This is a genomic window from Sphingorhabdus sp. M41 (assembly GCF_001586275.1).
Classification (GTDB): domain Bacteria; phylum Pseudomonadota; class Alphaproteobacteria; order Sphingomonadales; family Sphingomonadaceae; genus Parasphingorhabdus.
Genome location: NZ_CP014545.1, coordinates 951,251 through 969,763, shown reverse-complemented (window position 1 = coordinate 969,763; position 18,513 = coordinate 951,251). Strand labels below are relative to the sequence as shown.

The window sequence follows — 18,513 nt, the reverse complement described above, 5'->3', positions numbered from 1 at the left end:
TCGCTATTTCGCATGACCCGTGAAGGTTCTCAATTCTGGATTGGTGTGGTCGGGCATTTCCAGTGCCGCTTTGACACCCGGGCGCGCCTCCATCCGTTCCCGCCAGTTGGCAAGACGCGGGTAATTATCGTCCACTTCCAGTTCCGGGAACATGCGATTGACCATCATGCCGCAATGGCTGTAAAAATTGATATCGGCGGTCGTGTACATGTCGCCGACCAGCCAGGGGCCATCCGCCAGTTGTTCTTCAACCTTGTCACAGGCGAAGATGATCTTGCGCGTCGATTCCGCCAGATCCGCCTCGCTGAATCCGGACCGTGCGGTCTTCCATTTCTCGCGCTGGTGCGGAAGCGGAATTTTCTCGAGCAATTTTTCAAATTCACCGCTTTCGATATTGCGCGCAATCACACCCACCATCCGGTGCCAGCCGTGCATCGACACCTGGTTGGTTACATGCTCGTCGACAAATTTATTCCAGTAACGCATCCGCGCCGCACCGACCGGATCGCGCGGACGAAGCGGGATTTCCGGAAACACATCTTCCAGATATTCGTTGATCACGGTCGTGTGGGTGATGATCGCGCCATTATGATCGAGGACCGGGACCTGCCCTTCTGGATTGATCGCAATGAACCAGTCGCTATGCTGTTCGAACTTGTGCAGATCGACATAGATGCTTTCGAATTCCAGCCCTTTTTCCTTGAGCGGAATCATCGATTTCAGCGAGTTTGCGGCGGGTTCCGCATGATAATATTTGAGCGTCATAATATACCTCAGATAGGAGTTTGGGTTCCAAGAATGCCGCCATCGACGGCTATTGATTGCGCGGTGACGTGGCTTGCAGCGTCGGACAGCAGGAAACAGACCATTTCGGCCACTTCGGCGGCCGAACCGACCCGTCCCTGCGGCACAGCCTTGCCCAGCTTGTCGCGAATAGCTTCTGCCGACGCATCGGGATCGAGCCCCATCAGCATCGGTGTTTCGATCAGGCCGGGAATGACGCAATTGACGCGAACATTGTGCGGCGCGGCTTCAATCGCTGCAGCGCGCGCTACGCCCAACACCCCGTGCTTTGATGCAACATAGGCAATATTTCCCGGCATGCCTCGCTCGCTTGCGAGGCTGCCAGTGACCACGATCGATCCGCGCCGACGCTTGATCATAGAAGGCAAAACCCGCTTGATCGCCCAGTAGACGCTGGTCAGATTTGTCCGAATGACATCATCGAAATCGTCATCCGCATAGTCCGCCAAAATCGAAAACTTGCCACCGGAACCGGCATTGGCAAATAGGCCATCCGCCGGTCCGAATTCACTTTCCGCCTTGGTGAACGCCGCCATCAAGGCGTCTTTATCGGACACATCGACCGGCACGCAAAATGTACTTCCGCCATCGCGATTGATCTTTGCTGCGGCATCGGCAAGCTTGCTTTCGGTCCGTGCGAACATGGACACAGATGCACCGCGGCGGCTCAGCATCTGGCTGGTCGCAAAACCGATGCCGGTGGATGCGCCGGTTATGATGAAATGGCGACCGGATATACCTGTCACGTCAGCCCCAGCAATTTTGCAGCATTATCTTTCATGATCCCCGGCATCACTTCGTCCTTGAAACCGACAGTCTTTGCCGCATCAATCCATTTTTGCGGATGGATGAGCGGAAAATCGGAACCGAACATCATCTTCTTGCGCAACTGTCCGTTGGCATATTGAATGATCTGCGGCTGAAAATATTTCGGGCTCCAGCCGGACAGATCGATGAAGACATTGTCCTTGTGCAAAGCCATCGAAAGGCTTTCGTCGACCCAGGGCCAACTCGGATGGGCGAGAATGATGTTCATATCCGGAAAGTCCACCGCGACATCATCGATCAGCATCGGCTGACCCCATTTCAGGCGGACACCGCCACCGCCCGGCATTCCGGTGCCCATGCCCGAATGGCCGGTGTGGAAAATCGCCGGCAATTTATATTCGGCGATCACTTCGTAAATCGGATAGGCAACGCGGTCGGCGGGATGGGCATCCTGCATGATGCCGTGGAACTTGAAGCCCTTGACCCCGTAATTTTCAATCAGGTCACGGGCTTCGCGTGCGCCCATTTTTCCCTTGTGCGGATCGATCGAGGCAAAGGCCATGCATATGTCGTCATTCTTGGCGGCATATTCGGCGATCTCGTAATTGGACACCCGCTTCGCACCTATCCCGCTTTCGCAATCGACGGTGAACAGGCAGAAGGCAATTTGCTGCTCGCGATATATCTCGATGATTTCCGGGATTTTCGGACGCTCGCGCGGGGCTTTGAAATAAGCGCTGGCGGCATCGAAAAACTTGCCCATCACCGGATCTTCAGGGTCGTGGCATGACACTTCCGCGTGAACGTGTACATCAATGGCTTTGATCTTGCTTAAATCGATCGGCATCTAAATCGTCTCCTGGTTCGGATAATGGGGGAAGCAGTCTGACCAAAGATCAGGCCCGCTTCCCCTCCCCCGATATCTGTTATCAGAGCTGGATGATAACGGACTTGAGTTCGGTATAGGCTTCGACACCCTGGCGTCCTTGCTCCCGTCCGAGGCCCGATTCCTTGTAGCCGCCAAATGGCAGGGCCGGGTCGATCACGCCGTGGCAATTGCCCCAGACCGTGCCCGCTTTCAGCTTCGCGCACATTTGATGCATGGCGGAAACGTCCTTCGTCCAGACGCTGGCGGCTAGGCCAAAGCAACTGTCATTGGCCTGCTTTGCAACTTCATCGAGATCGTCAAAACGCTGTGCACAGACGACCGGCCCGAAAATTTCCTCGCGTACAACGCTCATGTCCGGCTTCACGTCGACCAGCACCGTCGGATTGACATAATAGCCATCCGAAGTCGGACAATCGCCGCCCATGGCAACCGATGCCCCGGCTTTCTTGCCCTGGTCGATATAGTCCATGACCCGCGTATATTGTTCTTCCGAAACCAGCGGTCCCATATGGGCCGCAGGATCAAGTGAAGGACGCGGGGCCCAGAATGCTGCTGTCTCGGCAATACCCTCGACCACCTTGTCGAAGATCGAGCTGTGGGCATATAGGCGGGAACCCGCGACGCAGACCTGTCCTGCGTTGAAGAAAATCGCTCCGGCAGCACCGGGAGCAACTTGCGCCACATCCACATCCGGCAGAACGATGACGGGAGACTTCCCTCCCAGTTCCAGCGTGACGCGCTTCAGCGTGTCGGTTGCGGTGCGGTTGATGATCTTGCCCACTTCGGTCGAACCGGTGAATGCAATCTTGTCGACATCCCGGTGACGCACCAGACGATCACCCGCCGTATGACCATTGCCGGTAATGACATTGATAACACCTGCCGGAAAACCGGCCTCGGCGATCAGATCCGCAAGACGCAGTGCTGTTAGCGAAGTCTGTTCCGCCGGCTTCAAAACCACCGTACAGCCGGCCGCCATCGCTGGAGCCACCTTGAGAACGGCCATCAACAGCGGAAAATTCCATGGAACGATCAGGCCGGCGACGCCAACAGGTTCACGCCGCACATAGCTGTGGAACGCACCATTTGGCGTCGACATCGGCGATATGGAATCGGCACCAAGCTTCGTCGCCCAGCCTGCCATATAATGCAACATTCCGACCGCAGCAGGAATATCGACCGTCGAAGACATGCCGACCGGCTTGCCATTGTCGATCGATTCCAGCTCTGCCAGTTCGCCGGCATGTTTCTCGACCAGATCCGCAAGAGCATGGATCATCTGTTCCCGTGCAATGGGAGGCAGACCGGTCCAGCGACCATCATCGAAAGCGGCACGCGCCGCAGCAACCGCCTTGTCGACATCGGAGTCGGTCGCATCGACAATCCGGCTAATTTCCTTGCCGGAAGACGGATCGATAACCGCCAGATTCTTGTCCGCTGACGAACTCACCCACTCGTTGTTGATAAATAGCGAAGGCTTGCGTGATAATGCCTTTTTTGCGGCATCCGAATAATCGTGTTGCGCCAGCGATATCGTCGACATCTCATTCATAAGAGCATCCTTTCCTGCGATCATGCCTGTAATTATTATGCTGCATAGCTATCAAATATTGTTTGCCTTGCATACAATAAAAGCTTGCGATGATCTGGTTATGACAGCATTTGGGGGCCGGTCTTTGCGGCAGCAGCCTCTTCGGCGGCCCGGTCACGCGGTGTCGGAATGTCACGGCCACGCTGGACTGCTGGACGAGCACCCACGAGATCAATCCAGCGCGCCAGATGATCGAGACCTTCGATGTTTACGCCGGACCATTGATAGGAATGCACCCAGGACCAGTTGGCAATATCGGCGATCGAATAGTCGTCCGCGAGATATTCATTATTGGCCAGATGACCATCGAGCACCTCCAGCAATCGCCGGGTTTCACGCTGGTAGCGATCAATAGCCGGTTGAATCTTCTCCGGGAAATAGCGGAAGAATACATTGGCCTGACCCATCATCGGCCCAACACCGCCCATCTGAAACATCAGCCATTGCATGACCTTGGTCTTTCCCTTCAGGTCTGTCGGCATGAGCTTGCCGGTTTTTTCCGCCAGATAAGTCATGATCGCTCCCGATTCAAAAATGGGGAAGCCGTCATCAACCAGAGCCGGGATCCGGCCGTTGGGATTGATCTTTAAATACCAGTCGGATTTCTGCTCATTCTCGTCGAAGGAAATAGTCTTGAGTTCGTAGGGCAATGCCAATTCTTCAAGCGTGATAGATGCCTTCCAGCCATTTGGCGTTGCGGCGGTATATAGAGTAATTCCCATGTGCTTTTCCTGTCCTATTTATCGCCCAGAGCTTTGTCTTCGTGGGCGCGTCTGATGATATAATGCCTGATCGCTTCGGCCTGGTCTGCAGATATTACTTCCTTGAAACTGACCATGCCGTTGTCCTTGAGAATCCCGTCGAAAACGACCGCTTTCCAGCTGTCAGGGTCGTGCAATAATCCGCTGCGACGCAGGTCGGGTAGCAGCGTACTGCCGTATGCGGCATCGCCATGGCAAACACCGCAGAAGCGACCAAACAGACGCCCACCTGCAGAGATCTGATCGGCAGTACCTTTTTCAGCCGGCGGATCAATCGGGAGCCGCGACAATGGAGTCTCGGGAGGAAGCTTCGCTGTGCCACCCAATTTATAGACCAGCAACCGCGAGATATTGCGAACCGGGCCGCCAACCTCGGAGAAAATTCCAGGAGACAAAGCCCAGGAACCGCCCCAGCCTGCAAGCACCGCGACATATTGTTCGCCATTCACGCTATAGGTGACCGGCGGTGCCATGATACCGGTCTGAACCGGCGTATCCCACAGCATTTCGCCGCTTACCGCATTATAGGCCGCAAATCTCGAAGCCGAATTGCCCTGAAAGACCAGACCGCCAGCTGTCGACAAGAGGCCACCGTTCCACGGTCCCTGAAACTTCACCCGCCAGCGCTCCTTTTGTGCAACCGGATCCCAGGCGACCAAGGCCCCCTTGGTTGCCGCCAGAGAGGCTGCGCGAATATTCGCGTCAGCAGGCATGGCGCCAGCCGCAAAATCCATGCCGGTGTTGAAGCCGATGGTAGCACTTTTCCAGTTCGCTTCCGGGATATAGGGAAAGGCTGCTTCCTGTACCGGGATATAGACCAGTCCGGCTTCTGGATTATAGGCCATGGGTTGCCAATTATGCCCACCACCCGGGCCAGGCGTCACCACAAACGGCTTGCCCGTCTGGTCGATCCGCGCTTCCGGATTTTCGATTGGCCGACCGGTCTTCATATCGATGCCGGTCGCCCAGTTGGTCGCGACATAATTATTCGCCGACAGCAATTCACCGGTCGCCCGGTCGAGAACATAGAAGAAGCCGTTTTTCGGCGCCTGCATAAGTATCTTGCGGGCCTTGCCGTCGATCTCAAGATCGGCCAGCATGATATGCTGGGTCGCAGTAAAGTCCCAGGTTTCTCCCGGCGTGGTCTGATAATGCCAGACATATTCACCGGTCGATGGACGCAAGGCCACGATGGAACTGATATAGAGATTATCGCCGCCACCGGGTGAGCGATAAGACTGGTTCCACGGAGAGCCATTGCCGACACCAATATAAAGCAGATCAAGCTCGGGATCATAAGCCATGGCATCCCAGACGGTTCCGCCGCCGCCAAGCTCCCACCACCTGCCTTTCCAGGTCGCTTCGGCGGCTTTCAGATGTGCTGCTGTATTCTTGCCGGGCTGATCAGGTACAGTATAGAAGCGCCAGAGCTCTTCGCCGTCTTCCGCATCATAAGCGGTGATATAACCGCGCACGCCCATTTCCGCGCCGCCATTTCCGATAATCACCTTGCCGTCGATGATCCGCGGCGCACCGGTGATCGTATAAGGTTCTCCTGCCGGAACGGTCAGCTTCGACCAGACTTGCTTGCCGGTAGCCCGGTCCAGTGCGATAAGCCGGCCATCCAAAGTACCGAAATATAGCCGGTCACCCCAGGCCGCAAGTCCGCGATTGACGACATCGCAACAGGCATTCGCGGCCGTTTCTCCGGGCACTTCAGGATCATATTCCCATAGAGGCTTCCCGGTTACGGCATCATAAGCCTTCACTTTCGACCATGCGGTGGTGATATAAATCTTGCCGTCAATAACGATCGGCGTCGCTTCCTGTCCGCGCGCGGTGTCCATGTCGGCGAACCATGCGAGGCCCAGATCCTTGACATTGGAGGTGTTGATCCTGGCCAGCGGAGAGTGGCGTTGCTCGTCATAGGTCCGGCCGTAGCTCAACCAGTCCTGATCATTGGTCGCAGCCTGCTCAAGCTTCTCCGCAGTGATAGCAGCCGGCGCATCCAGATCCATGCCCTTCTCGCAACCGGCCAGTGCCAGCGCGGCAGATATCAACAATAATGGCGTTCGCATATGTCTCTCCCAAGATCGCGGCTCTATCCCCAGCGATTTATTTCAGGGCCGGGGGCCCAGGCTTTTTCCGGCTTATCCGTAGTCGCCAGATCGAGCGCTTTCGCGATTGATGGCCGTGCTTTCATCCTTGCCAGCCAGTCCGCTGTCCGAGGCGCGTCGACAAAGGCATCCGGCACGATATCCGCCATAGCAGCAAGCCAGGCATAGGTTTCCAGATCGGCCAGCGAAAAATCGCCGAACAGCCAGTCCCGGCCATCGAGTTGGGCTTCGCATTTCTCGACCGCCTGAGCCACCTTGACCCGCGAATCCTCAAGCTTTTCGTCCTCGAACTTGCCGCTGCGCCAATCCGCCCAGCGCGCGCGCAAGTCTTCGCTTTGGATCGCGGCCAGCACGTCATCGCTGATGTCCGGTGCCGACGCTTCATGGATACCGAGATAACCCGCAGCCGGTGCCAGCCGTTCGATCATCTGGCGGCACCACATCATTACCTGCCAGCGAGCATAAGGGTCAGTCGGGCGCAGCAACGGCCCGCTGCCGATGTCATCAAGGTAGCAGCCGACAAACACGCTGTCGGCCATTGCCTCGCCATCGACCAGCAATACCGGGCCTTCGCCTTCGATGCTCATCGCAACTTCCGTCTGTCCGGCCCAAGGCTGGGCGTGGCGTTCACCAGCCGCGAGATCAATAAATTGCAGGTCGGCATCCAAGCCTTTTTCGAACAATGCCGCCAATACGGTAAGCGACGGACCATTGGGCTGGCCGTGATATAGGGTCATGCTCATGCGATATAATCCTGCTCTAATATGTCGACACGCTTCACCATGTCGGTCTTGCCCATCGCCCAGCAGGCTTTCGTTGCCGGGCGCGCATAGATTGCGCGCAACCAGCGCATGATATTGGGCGTCAGTTCATCATTGGAAAGCTCCGGCTGCGACAGGGGCAACGCATAAGCCAGGTTGAAGCCGTTCACATCGGCGAGGCTATAATTGTCGCTGGCGAGCCATTCTCTTTTGCCCAGCTCGTCCTCAAGCATGCGAATACCCACGCCAATGCGGCGCCCTGATTCGGCCATTTCCTCATCGCTGAACAGTCCGTAGACTGCCTTGCGCCAAGCCACCTGACGCTCGGGTAGCGGAATGCGGTTGATTGCGGCTTCCAGCTCTTCTTCACCACGCTGTTCGCGCGCATTGGGCCCGACGAAAAATTTCCAGCCGAACATCGAGAAGCTGGGTGCCAGCCACTGGTCCATGAACTTCATCCACCAACGAATGCGCCATTGTTCTTTCGCGTCTTCTGGCATCAGGCGGGGGCCGTCAAAAGCCTCGTCGACATATTCCATGATCGCGGTCGATTCGGTGAGCACCAGTTTGCCATGGGTCATCGCCGGAATCGTGCCCTGCGGATTTATCGCGAGATATTTCGGATCATGCTGATCAAAATTCAGGAGGTCGAGATAGTGGCTGTCAAAGGCCACGTCTTTTTCCATCAATGCGAGCATCGGTTTTCCCGAATTGGCATTGGGTTCCCAATGGTAAAGGGTAACATCGTTCATATAGGGGCCTCTCCCAAGGCTGTTTATTTGTATGCTTTACTTACTATACTCGAGCCACCCGTCAAGGCGAAAAGCTGGATGGTGTGCCATCGAGCAATATGGTCTTGGTTTCTAGATAGCCGAGCAAGCCTTCGATCCCGCCTTCGCGGCCGATGCCCGACTGTTTGAAGCCACCAAAGGGAAGGCCAAAGTCCATCCTCATACCATTTTGTCCGACTGCACCGGTCCGGATCCGGCGCGCTATCCGGTAGGCCGTGTCCACATCATTGGTCAGCACCGACCCGTTCAATCCATAGCTGGAATCATTGGCTATGCGGATCGCATCCTCTTCATCCTCGAAGGGGATGAGGCAAAGCACCGGACCAAAAATCTCTTCCTGTGCAATCCGCGATGCGTTGTCGACATTGGCGAAAAGCGTCGGTTCGATGAAATAGCCGCGATTAAGATGGCTTGGCCGTCCGCCTCCAGTGACAAGATCGGCGGTTTTCCTGCCTTCCCCGATATACATTTCGACGCGCTCCAGCTGCCGTTTCATGGCAAGTGGGCCGAGCTGTGTTGCGGGATCGTCCGATGGACCGATCACGACCTTTTTCATTTCGCCGGCAATTGCCTCGGCCAGTTGGTCATGGCGAGCCTTTGGCACGAGCACGCGGCTGAGCATGGCGCAGACCTGGCCGCTCATCATCGTGATGGTGCCGGTCAGCATCTGCGCGGCTGCATCGATATCGAAGTCATCGGCAATGATCGCGGCAGACTTGCCGCCCAGTTCCAGCGTACAGCGCGCAATTCTCTCACCGCAGACGCTGGCGATGCGCTTGCCGGCGATGGTCGATCCGGTAAAGCTGACCTTGTCGACTCCCGGATTGCAAACCAGATGATCGCTCGCATCGCGGTGACCGCAGACGAGATTGACAACACCGGCAGGAAGGCCTGCCGCTTCGGCGGCTTCGGCGATAATATAGGCCTCCAGCGGCGTTTCCGGCGACGGCTTCATGATCAACGTGCAGCCGGCGGCAAGCGCATAGGCGACCTTGTTGAGCATGATACCATAGGGCCCGTTCCAGGGAGCGATGGCGGCAACGACTCCGACCGGTTCATGTGCAATCAAGGCGGTGTGAACAACCGGGGATGGCCGCTGCTCCACAAATTCAAATTTCTCCGCCATGGCAATGATCTGGTCGAAATTCATCGTAGAACCGCCGGTCATTGGTCCGGCGAAACTGGCGAGTCCGCCCATTTGCAAAGTCCACGCTTTCGCAATTTCCTCGGTTCGTCCGTGCAGATGTACTGCCATTTTCTTGAGCAGCGCAATGCGTTCTTGCGGCTGCATTCGGCTCCAGGGGCCTTCATCAAAAGCAAAGCGCGCCGCCGCGACCGCTGCATCCATATCCGCTTCGTCGGCCTCGGCGACGGAACCGATCACTTCTTCACTATTGGGTGACACCAGCTCGATCTCGCGTTTCGAATGAGCATGGACCCATTCGCCGCCAATCCATATTTTGTCGGTATTTTTGATAAGAACGCCTTCGGGTGTCATGCTGTCATTTCCTTCTCGTTCATGTCAAATCATCCAGGCCAATACGCATGCCCGCTTCGGCATCGCGATTGGCTTCCCGGCGCAGACGCTCGATTTCGGCACGGCCTTCGGGCACCGGTTCATCCGGCAGGGCATCAACCATCCAGCGATATATTTCGTCGAAATCCTCGCGATGATCCGGGTGGGTCAATATCAAACTGCGATTTTCTACGATTCCGCGCAACGTCTTTTCACCCACTTCCAGCGGCTCCATGCCCAGATCGAAGGCCTTGCCGAAATTCTCCAGCTCATCCCGGTCAGGAGGAGCGAAGCCGCTTTCGGCGAATCCGGCCGGCCGCTTGAGCGCACTATCCCAGGCATTGGTATTGGTAAGCCCCGGACACATTAGCGAGACGCCGATATCATAAGGCGCCAGATTGTATCGCAGGCTCTCGGTCAAGCCACGTATCGCGAATTTGCTGGCCGTATATATGCCTGCCTGCGGTCCTGCGCAAAACGCTGCCATGCTCGCGACATTGACGACATGGCCACCCTCGCCATGCGCCTTCATCCCCGGCAGCAAGGAGACCAGTCCATTGACCGTGCCGCCAAAATTGACGCCCATGATCCAGTCATAATCGGCATAGCTGGCTTCGTCGGTCGGACCGAATACGCTGACCCCCGCATTGTTCACCAATATATGAATGTCGCCAATTTCTTCGGCAACCTCGGCAAAGCGCTGGCGGTCGGTGACATCCAGCTTCACAAATCGGGGTGCTACGCGCCCCTGATCAATGAACCAGCGCTCGGCCTGCTCGCGATAATCTTCGTTGCGATAGGAGAGAACGAGCTTGATCCCGGCATTGCTGAAGGCCCGGGCAATGCCGAAGCCGATTCCCGACACCCCGCCCGTAATGAATGCGGTCTTACCTCGCCATTCCATGAAATTTCCTCTCGCTTTTGCGCTATCATTTGTTAGTGTTGCATACAAATAAAAACAAGGAGAGTCGATAATGTCTGATGTTGAAGGGCGTCTGGAGAAACTGGAAAACCGTGTTGGCGAACTGGAGGATATCAATGCGATCCGCCGGCTTCACTGGGCCTATGGCTATTATATTGACTTCAACAAGGCCGCCGATGTCGCGCAATTATTTGCTGAAGATGGCGAAGTCACCTTTCTCTCCGGCGTGTTCAAAGGGCATGAAGGTATTTTCCGGCTTTATGGCACCTGGTTCCAGAATCTTTTCCTCGAAAATGGCGGCGAAGGCCCAGTCGACGGATTTCTGCTCGACCATTTCCAGATGCAGGACATCATCACCGTTGCTCCTGACCGGCAAACCGCCAAGGGCCGTTTCCGCGGCATGCTGTTCGGCGGTAGCCACGAGTCGCGCGAATGGAAACCGGAAGGCCTGCCGCTGCAGTTCATGGAAGCCGGCATTTACGAAAATGACTATGTCCGTGAAGGGGATGTCTGGAAGATCAAACGCCTCGACTATATGATGCAATGGCAGGGCGACTATGAAGCCGGCTGGTCGAAGACCGTCAGCCATTTGCAGCCGCTGACCGAATGCTATCCCGACAATCCGATCGGTCCCGACTATCTGCTGGATGAAAAAGATATCCGCAAGACCTGGCCGAGTCGGCAGGACGTTCCGATGCATTTTGCTCACCCCAAATTCGGTGCTCTTCTGTTGGGACAGGAGCTCAAACAATGACGCTTCTACCCGACGGCAGCGAGAAAGGCCTGCGCGGCCATGCAGAAGAACGCGGCATACGCACCCGTATCGGCATGGCTCCGCCAGCCGGTGAAGTTGATCGCAATGCACCATATAAACGCATCGCCACCGAGGAAGCGTGGACCTTTCCGGATCTGGTAAAAGCACAGCTGGACTATCTGGAGAGCGGCGAAGGACCGGACGACGCTTCTCTCGGGATGGCGGGCATGTTCGCCTCCATGCCGAAACTGCAAGGTATGTTGCAGGATATAGGGGAAGGCCGGATCGCCCATATGGACGAATATGGCATTGACCGGCAATTGCTGCTGCTGACGTCGCCCGGCGTCCAAGTCGTGCGGGAGAGTGAAGGCACGGCCCTGGCTCGGCAAGCCAATGATCTGGCAGCAGAAAGCTGCAACAGATGGCCCGACAGATTTTCAGCCCTAGCCGCCTTTGATCCGCGCGATGTGAAAGGATCGGTGCAGGAACTGGAACGGGCGAATACCACGCTCGGCCTCAACGGCGCGGTGCTCAATTCCCATTTTCAGGGACGCTATCTCGACGAGCCGGCCTACGAACCGATATTGGAAGCATTGGAAGCACTCGACGCCGCGCTCTATATTCATCCTACGGCCCCTTATAATGGGCAGCATTATAAGGATCGCGGACTATTCGGAGCGCTCGGCGGCTTCCCGCACGATGTCTGGCTGCATACTATGGGTCTGATCTTTTCCGGTGCCTTTGACAAATATCCGAAACTGCGGCTGGTAATTGGTCACATGGGTGAATGCCTGCCGCTGCACCTTTACCGTTTTGACTGGATGCAAAGCAATGCAGATGGCATCCCGGGTTTTCGGGGTGGTCAGCCAGCGGTGACGCTAAAATATCCTGTCAGTCACTATTTCCGCAATAACATCTGGATCACGACGAGCGGTGTCGGGTGGGAACCGGCAATCAAATTCTGCATGGATGTTATGGGACCGGAGCGCGTTCTTTACGCGATGGACTATCCCTATCAGCAATCGTCAGATGAACTCGCAGTCTATGACAATATCGGCATATCGGCAGAACATAAGAAAATGCTGATGCAGACAAATGCTGAAAATGTTTTTCGTCTGCCGAAGAGTGTCTGATTATCGACAAAGCCGAATCATGCGCGGAAGCTGAACGGCCACATCGCGAATTGCAAATTCAGGCACGCGGCACATGCTGCAATTCGGGGGGCGATTCCCATTCGTTCAGACGGCCTTCAATTTTGCGCAATATTTTGTCGACCTGGCGAAGCTCCGACTGGTTCAGCTTACCAAAAACAAATGTTGCCACTTCCGACATTCTTTCATTCATTTTCTTGAATTTGGTGCGCCCAGCCTTGCTCAGCTGATAAGGCTTGCGGCGCCGGTTATTTTCATTGTCGGTCAGTTCAACCAGACCCAGGGCTTCGAGACTGTTCAGCGCCCTGCTGACATTCATCGGTTGCATTGCCATCAATTCGGCGAGATCTATTCCTGCTAGCGCCCCCTCTCCGCCCAATGCCAAAAGGATCCGAAGCTCTGTCACGCTGACGTCTTCCGGATCGGCGACACCATCGCGCATGGGCCGCCCGATTTTGGTTGCGACCTTCAATAAGTCGACAAGAATTTCGACCTGATCCGACGCGACCTGGGAATCATCCTTTTTTTCCATACAGATGAACTTAATCTGTTTGATACTCAAAAGCCACAGCTCACGAAAAGTTCGATAAAATTCTTCCTAACATTTGTTTGCATCTTGATGTTTGGATAATTGTATGTATTACACACAATCAAGAAGGCGAGAAACGCCTCTTTTCGGGTAAAGAAATGGGAGGATGAACTTATGTCAAAAGTAACACAGCCACGGCGCGCGCAATTCAAGACATTGTCATATGCTACAATAATCGGCGTCGCATTATCCAGTGCACCGGCGATGGCTCAGAACGCCAATGATTCTGCCGACGAAGGCAAAAACATCATTGTCGTCACAGCCCAGTTTCGGGAACAGAATCTGCAGGACATTCCGTTGGCGATTACCGCGGTTACCGGAGAAATGATCGAGGCAAAAAGTCAAACCAATTTGCAGCAAGTTGCCGACACTGCACCGAATGTCGCGATCCGTCCGCAAGGCGCTTCTTTCGGACCTTCGGTTACCGCTTCTATTCGCGGTGTTGGACAAAATGATTTCAACCCTGCTTTTGAACCTGGTGTGGGCATCTATATCGACGATGTCTATTATCCTCAGCTGACCGGCGCGATATTTGATTTGCTCGACGTCGACCGGGTAGAAATTCTGCGCGGCCCCCAGGGAACGCTTACCGGTCGAAACTCGGCCGGCGGTGCCATCAAATTTTTCTCGCGCAAGCCAACCGGCGATAATAGCGGATTTGTGGAAGCGACCTACGGATCGCGCAACCGCATTGGACTTCGCGCTGCTGCAGATTTCGGCCTGACCGACAATCTCGCAATGCGCATCTCCGGCGTGTTCAAGGAACAGGACGGTTATGTCGATCGGATCGATTATGGATGCGAAAACCCGACCAGTGGAATTCCCTCGACCAATGCCGGCGGCGGCGACTGTGTGGTCAGCAAGCTGGGCGGTATCGGCTATCAGGCACTGCGCGGCATCATGCAGTGGACTCCCAGCGATCGCGTCGAGCTGACCGTCAGCGCCGACTATGTGAAGGACGAACGCACCATTGCTGGTGAAGTCCTGCTCAACACTGGTCCGGTGCCGGCTCCCAATACAGCAAACAACGGCGTGCCGTTGAGCAATAATTTCATCTGCGGCAAGTTCTGCAACTATTCGACAACCGGTCAGCCTGGCATTGTCTGGCAGCCAGCACTTGAAGTGGCGCCGGGCGTCTTCATTGATCCTCTGGGTGCCGCCGGAACCGTTCTCTCCGCTACGTCCGGAACCGACCAGAGCAAATATACCGGCTGGGGCGTTTCTGCCAATCTGAAGATCGAACTCAATGACTGGATGCAGCTCACTTCGATCACCGGTTATCGCGAGTTTGATACCGAGTTCTTCACCGATGACGATCTGACGCCGATCCACACAAATTTCGGCCGCAACTTCCTCACCAACGAAAGCTTCAGTCAGGAACTGCGTCTGAATCTGGAACCGACGGATGGTGTCAACGTGACTCTCGGCGGCTATTATTTCGAGCAGGATTCGGTCTATGACTCTTTCCAGGACATCCGTTATGTGTCGGTCTTTCCGCTGCAATTTCGTCAGCCGGATCCGACCAGCGCAGAAGCCAAGGCAGTCTTTGCCAATGTCGGGTGGGAGGTCACCGATCTGCTGACGATAAACGTTGGCGTCCGCTACACAGATGAATCCAAGGATCAGACTTATTTCCGTCTCAATCTCGACGGGACCGTAAACCGGTTTGTTGATCCGGTTGGCGCGGCAAACGGGATCGGGTCTCCTGGCGCACTCAGCGGCAACACCGCACATTATAGCGCGGATCGACTCGATTATCGCGTGGCGGTCGACTATCGCTTCTCGGATGCATTTCTTGGCTATGCCTCGGTCTCAACCGGCTTCAAGGGCGGCGGCACGAATCCGCGGCCGTTTAATGCGGACCAGTTGATCCCGTTCAATCCGGAAAAGGTCACCGCCTATGAAGTCGGGTTCAAGAGCGATCTGCTCGACAATCGCTTACGCTTCAATGGCTCCGTATTCCTCAACGACTATACCGATCTGCAGATTCCGGTAAATGCTTGCCCTGGCGCACCTTGTGCCGCGCGGTTCAATGCTGGTGATGCAGTGGTCAAGGGCGTTGAACTGGAGTTGTCAGCGGAACCGGTAGACGGTTTGTTGATTGATGGTGCAGTGAGCTACATCGACCAGAAGCTCAAGGAAGGCAGTCTCAATCCGGCTGCTGCCATCCCACCATTTGGTACCAATCCTGGCGGCGTCGATCCAAGTGATCCGCCAACGGTTCCAAAGTGGAAGGCCAATCTCGGCATGCAATATAAGGCAGAACTGGGGGACAGCGGCAGTATCACACCGCGCCTGGATTTCACTTATCAGGCCAAGCAATATACCGGACCAGATACGTCGGTTACACCACGCGGCAGAACATTCCTGCCGAGCTTCACCACGCTCAACGGACGCCTGACCTGGAGAAATGCTGACGAAGATCTCGATATTTCACTGGAGGTTACGAATATCACCAATGAATATTATTTCCTCAGCCGGTTCAATCTGCTCGGCGCGGGTGGCGGTTTCGACAAGGCACTGCCAGCGAGACCACGCGAATGGGCTCTTACGGTCAAAAAGAAATTCTGATTTACGACATTCATTTTTGATCCAAAACAATCTGGGCGGCCTTCGGGTCGCCCTTTTTTTTGGCAGACGGAGGCCGGCTTACTCCAAATCAACATTGTGCAAACTCGAGAAACTATGCTAACAATTGTTAGAATAAGATTGGAGAGGTTTCTTGGAACTCAAACTGCCGCCGCGGGTGTCGCCCGCGCAATTTGATAATGCGCTGAAAGCCTATGCTGCCGTCGTTGGCGAGGATTGGGTGCTTTCCACGGATCAGGATCGTGACGCCTATTCCGACATTTACGCACCCGGCCCGGAAAGTGAATGGCCCGCTTCAGCTGCGGTAGCGCCGCAGACGCGCGAAGAAATTCAGGCGATCATCCGCATTGCCAATGAGTATAAGACCCCTCTCTGGCCCGTCTCTCGCGGGAAAAACCTGGGCTATGGCACAGCCGCGCCGCGCCTGCCCGGTTCGATCGTGCTGGACCTGAGCCGGATGCTGAAAATCGAAGAGCTCAACACCGAGCTAGGCTATTGCGTGATCGAGCCCGGTGTCAGTTTCTTCGATCTCTATGAGCATATCCAGCGTGAAAAGGCGCCGTTGTGGATGTCGGTTCCCGGCAATGCCTGGGGATCCGTCCTCGGCAATGCGCTTGATCACGGGATGGGCTATACGCCTTATGGCCAGCATGCGCGCAATCTCTGCGGGATCGAAGCCGTGCTACCCGATGGCGAAGTCATGCGCACCGGCATGGGAGCGATGGAAAATAATCACAGCTGGCATCTTTTCCCGCTCAGCTATGGTCCCGACTGGACCCATATGTTCACCCAGTCCAACATGGGCGTCGTGACCAAGGCAGGCGTCTGGCTGCAGCCAGCACCGGAAACGTCTCTGCAACTGACCTATGATATTCCGAACGAGGAAGATATCGGCTGGGTTGTTGACACGATTACGCCGCTCAAGACAGCCGGTGTCATCGAACAGAATGTTTTCATTCCGTCATGGCTCGGGAAAATTGTGCTCAAGGGGCAACGCAATGATTTCTGGGACAAGGAAAGCGCGATGCCGGAATGGCGTGTGCAGGAATTGCTGAAGGAGCATAAGCTCGGTTACTGGCAGGTGCAGATCCGCTTCTACGGCGACGAGACGCTCAATAAGGCCAAGGCGGACATCGTCAAAAAGGCGTTCAAGCGCCATATCGATACGCCGCCGATGGAAGTCTGGTGGAAACAGGGCGACCCGATCAATCAATATGATCCGACCATGGGCATGCCATCGGCAATTGCGCTGCAAATGGGCGACTGGGTTGGTGGCCGCGGTGCGCATATGGGCTTTTCACCGGTCGTGCCGGCGACCTCCAAACATGTGCTGGGCCAGTTGAAACGCAGCCGCAAGATCATCGCCGACCATGATGTCGATTTCTATGCCAGCTTCACCATTGGCGGGCGGTTCGCGACCAATATCAACATGCTGATGTATGATCGTGACAAGCCGGAGCAGGTCAGGAATATCCGCACGATGTTCAATGCCCTGATCCGCGACACCGCCAAAGCGGGCTATGGCGAATATCGCACCCATATCGGCTGGATGGACGAGGTCAATAAAACCTATGATTTCAACGATGGTGCCCAACGCCGTTTGAATGAAAAACTGAAAGATGCGATTGATCCCAACGGCATATTGGCACCCGGAAAACAGGGTGTATGGCCAGCGGCCTATCGAGACCATGCCGAAGGAGACAAGACATGAGACGGCTTGGTCTCGCGGCTCTTGCCCTGTTGACCGCTTGCGGTTCCGGCGCGACGGATACCCAACAGATCGCCAACGGCCAGGAAGGCGGCCCGCCGCCTCCCCCACCCTATCAGATGCGAGCAGAGCTGCCGCCGGGTGACAGGCTGACTGCCGGCAAAAGCGGTGCGGATCTGTTTTCCAATCGCTGCGGCTCCTGCCACCTTGCCGGCGGAATGGGGACCAATCTGTTGACAGTACAAAGGATGAAAGCGGGCGAGCCACCGGAAACGGGCCTGTTGACCAACCGGACCGATCTGACCGCTGATTATATAAAGGCCGTGGTTCGGGATGGCAAGATGGCGATGCCGCGAATTTCCCGGGTAGAAGCAACCGATGCCGAACTGGACGCAATCGCCAAATATCTTGCGAAGGCCGACCAATGAGCATCTCCCGGCGCAATGTCCTGAAAAGCGGGATCGCCGTCGCTGCCGTGTCGGCCGGTTCCACCACGGCGCTCGCGTCCCGGTCGGCGGACTTGATCATCTTTGACAGCCGTCACCCGGTTAGCGCAGGTTTCGCCAACGCGCGCTTTGCACACAAAATCGATATCGCCCATGAAGACGCGAACTTCTGGCGCAATTTGCGTTCCGGTACAGAAAGCAGGAAAATTGCCGGCATGACCGGCTGGAGCGACTTCGTCCTGGCGCGTGGTTTCCTCGAGGAACATGGCAAAAGGCTGACCGTCGAGACACTGCAGGACGGACTGTTTTTCTGGGAAATGCGGTAAATAGTTATAGGCGTGAATCCGCCCCAAATT

17 protein-coding genes are annotated in these 18,513 nt (G+C 55.7%); 6 read left to right on the top strand and 11 right to left on the bottom strand.

Annotated features, from left to right (window positions below):
• Window positions 1-3: 3 nt before the first annotated feature.
• The 10 genes from AZE99_RS04680 to AZE99_RS04635 all read right to left on the bottom strand — a co-directional run bounded on the left by AZE99_RS04680 (window position 4) and on the right by AZE99_RS04635 (window position 10,902).
• The gene (locus AZE99_RS04680; RefSeq protein ID WP_067198479.1) at window positions 4-765 is read right to left on the bottom strand and encodes a glutathione S-transferase family protein; all 762 of its coding nucleotides are present in this window, start codon (window positions 763-765) and stop codon (window positions 4-6) included.
• An 8-nt stretch (window positions 766-773) separates the two neighbouring features.
• On the bottom strand, window positions 774-1,550 hold the full coding sequence (locus AZE99_RS04675) for an SDR family NAD(P)-dependent oxidoreductase (protein WP_067198477.1): 777 nt from the start codon (window positions 1,548-1,550) through the stop codon (window positions 774-776).
• Complete coding sequence (locus tag AZE99_RS04670) at window positions 1,547-2,419, bottom strand: amidohydrolase family protein (RefSeq protein WP_082788238.1); 873 nt, start codon at window positions 2,417-2,419, stop codon at window positions 1,547-1,549. Before AZE99_RS04670 ends, AZE99_RS04675 begins: the two co-directional genes overlap by 4 nt.
• A gap of 82 nt (window positions 2,420-2,501) precedes the next feature.
• Window positions 2,502-4,013, bottom strand: coding sequence for an aldehyde dehydrogenase family protein (locus AZE99_RS04665; protein WP_082788237.1), 1,512 nt, complete (start codon window positions 4,011-4,013; stop codon window positions 2,502-2,504).
• A gap of 98 nt (window positions 4,014-4,111) precedes the next feature.
• Window positions 4,112-4,774, bottom strand: coding sequence for a glutathione S-transferase family protein (locus AZE99_RS04660; RefSeq protein ID WP_067198475.1), 663 nt, complete (start codon window positions 4,772-4,774; stop codon window positions 4,112-4,114).
• Window positions 4,775-4,788: 14 nt separating this feature from the next.
• On the bottom strand, window positions 4,789-6,891 hold the full coding sequence (locus AZE99_RS04655) for a PQQ-dependent dehydrogenase, methanol/ethanol family (protein ID WP_067198473.1): 2,103 nt from the start codon (window positions 6,889-6,891) through the stop codon (window positions 4,789-4,791).
• Window positions 6,892-6,914: 23 nt separating this feature from the next.
• Window positions 6,915-7,673: a glutathione S-transferase family protein gene (locus AZE99_RS04650; protein ID WP_067198471.1), complete on the bottom strand. Its 759-nt coding sequence runs from the start codon at window positions 7,671-7,673 to the stop codon at window positions 6,915-6,917.
• Window positions 7,670-8,443: a glutathione S-transferase family protein gene (locus AZE99_RS04645; protein WP_067198469.1), complete on the bottom strand. Its 774-nt coding sequence runs from the start codon at window positions 8,441-8,443 to the stop codon at window positions 7,670-7,672. Before AZE99_RS04645 ends, AZE99_RS04650 begins: the two co-directional genes overlap by 4 nt.
• Window positions 8,444-8,504: 61 nt before the next feature.
• Window positions 8,505-9,980: an aldehyde dehydrogenase gene (locus AZE99_RS04640; RefSeq protein ID WP_067198467.1), complete on the bottom strand. Its 1,476-nt coding sequence runs from the start codon at window positions 9,978-9,980 to the stop codon at window positions 8,505-8,507.
• A gap of 19 nt (window positions 9,981-9,999) precedes the next feature.
• Window positions 10,000-10,902 carry an SDR family NAD(P)-dependent oxidoreductase gene (locus tag AZE99_RS04635; RefSeq protein WP_067198465.1) on the bottom strand — a complete coding sequence of 301 codons (903 nt, stop codon included), beginning with the start codon at window positions 10,900-10,902 and terminating at the stop codon, window positions 10,000-10,002.
• A gap of 70 nt (window positions 10,903-10,972) precedes the next feature.
• On the opposite strand from AZE99_RS04635, the gene AZE99_RS04630 reads away from it, so the two are divergent.
• Window positions 10,973-11,674, top strand: coding sequence for a nuclear transport factor 2 family protein (locus AZE99_RS04630; RefSeq protein ID WP_067198464.1), 702 nt, complete (start codon window positions 10,973-10,975; stop codon window positions 11,672-11,674).
• On the top strand, window positions 11,671-12,807 hold the full coding sequence (locus tag AZE99_RS04625; protein ID WP_067198462.1) for an amidohydrolase family protein: 1,137 nt from the start codon (window positions 11,671-11,673) through the stop codon (window positions 12,805-12,807). Before AZE99_RS04630 ends, AZE99_RS04625 begins: the two co-directional genes overlap by 4 nt.
• A 58-nt stretch (window positions 12,808-12,865) precedes the next feature.
• Here the strand turns inward: AZE99_RS04625 and AZE99_RS04620 are convergent, their stop codons facing one another.
• Complete coding sequence (locus tag AZE99_RS04620; RefSeq protein ID WP_067198460.1) at window positions 12,866-13,357, bottom strand: MarR family winged helix-turn-helix transcriptional regulator; 492 nt, start codon at window positions 13,355-13,357, stop codon at window positions 12,866-12,868.
• Window positions 13,358-13,528: 171 nt separating this feature from the next.
• On the opposite strand from AZE99_RS04620, the gene AZE99_RS04615 reads away from it, so the two are divergent.
• From AZE99_RS04615 to AZE99_RS04600, 4 genes are all read left to right on the top strand, one after another.
• The gene (locus AZE99_RS04615; protein ID WP_067198459.1) at window positions 13,529-15,985 is read left to right on the top strand and encodes a TonB-dependent receptor; all 2,457 of its coding nucleotides are present in this window, start codon (window positions 13,529-13,531) and stop codon (window positions 15,983-15,985) included.
• Between the two features lie 151 nt (window positions 15,986-16,136).
• Window positions 16,137-17,714, top strand: a complete 1,578-nt coding sequence (locus AZE99_RS04610) for an FAD-binding oxidoreductase (RefSeq protein WP_067198457.1) — start codon at window positions 16,137-16,139, stop codon at window positions 17,712-17,714.
• Window positions 17,711-18,139: a c-type cytochrome gene (locus tag AZE99_RS04605; protein ID WP_067198455.1), complete on the top strand. Its 429-nt coding sequence runs from the start codon at window positions 17,711-17,713 to the stop codon at window positions 18,137-18,139. Before AZE99_RS04610 ends, AZE99_RS04605 begins: the two co-directional genes overlap by 4 nt.
• Window positions 18,136-18,483, top strand: coding sequence for a hypothetical protein (locus AZE99_RS04600; RefSeq protein ID WP_067198454.1), 348 nt, complete (start codon window positions 18,136-18,138; stop codon window positions 18,481-18,483). The genes AZE99_RS04605 and AZE99_RS04600 overlap by 4 nt, the downstream gene beginning before the upstream one ends.
• The last annotated feature ends 30 nt before the right edge of the window (window positions 18,484-18,513 follow it).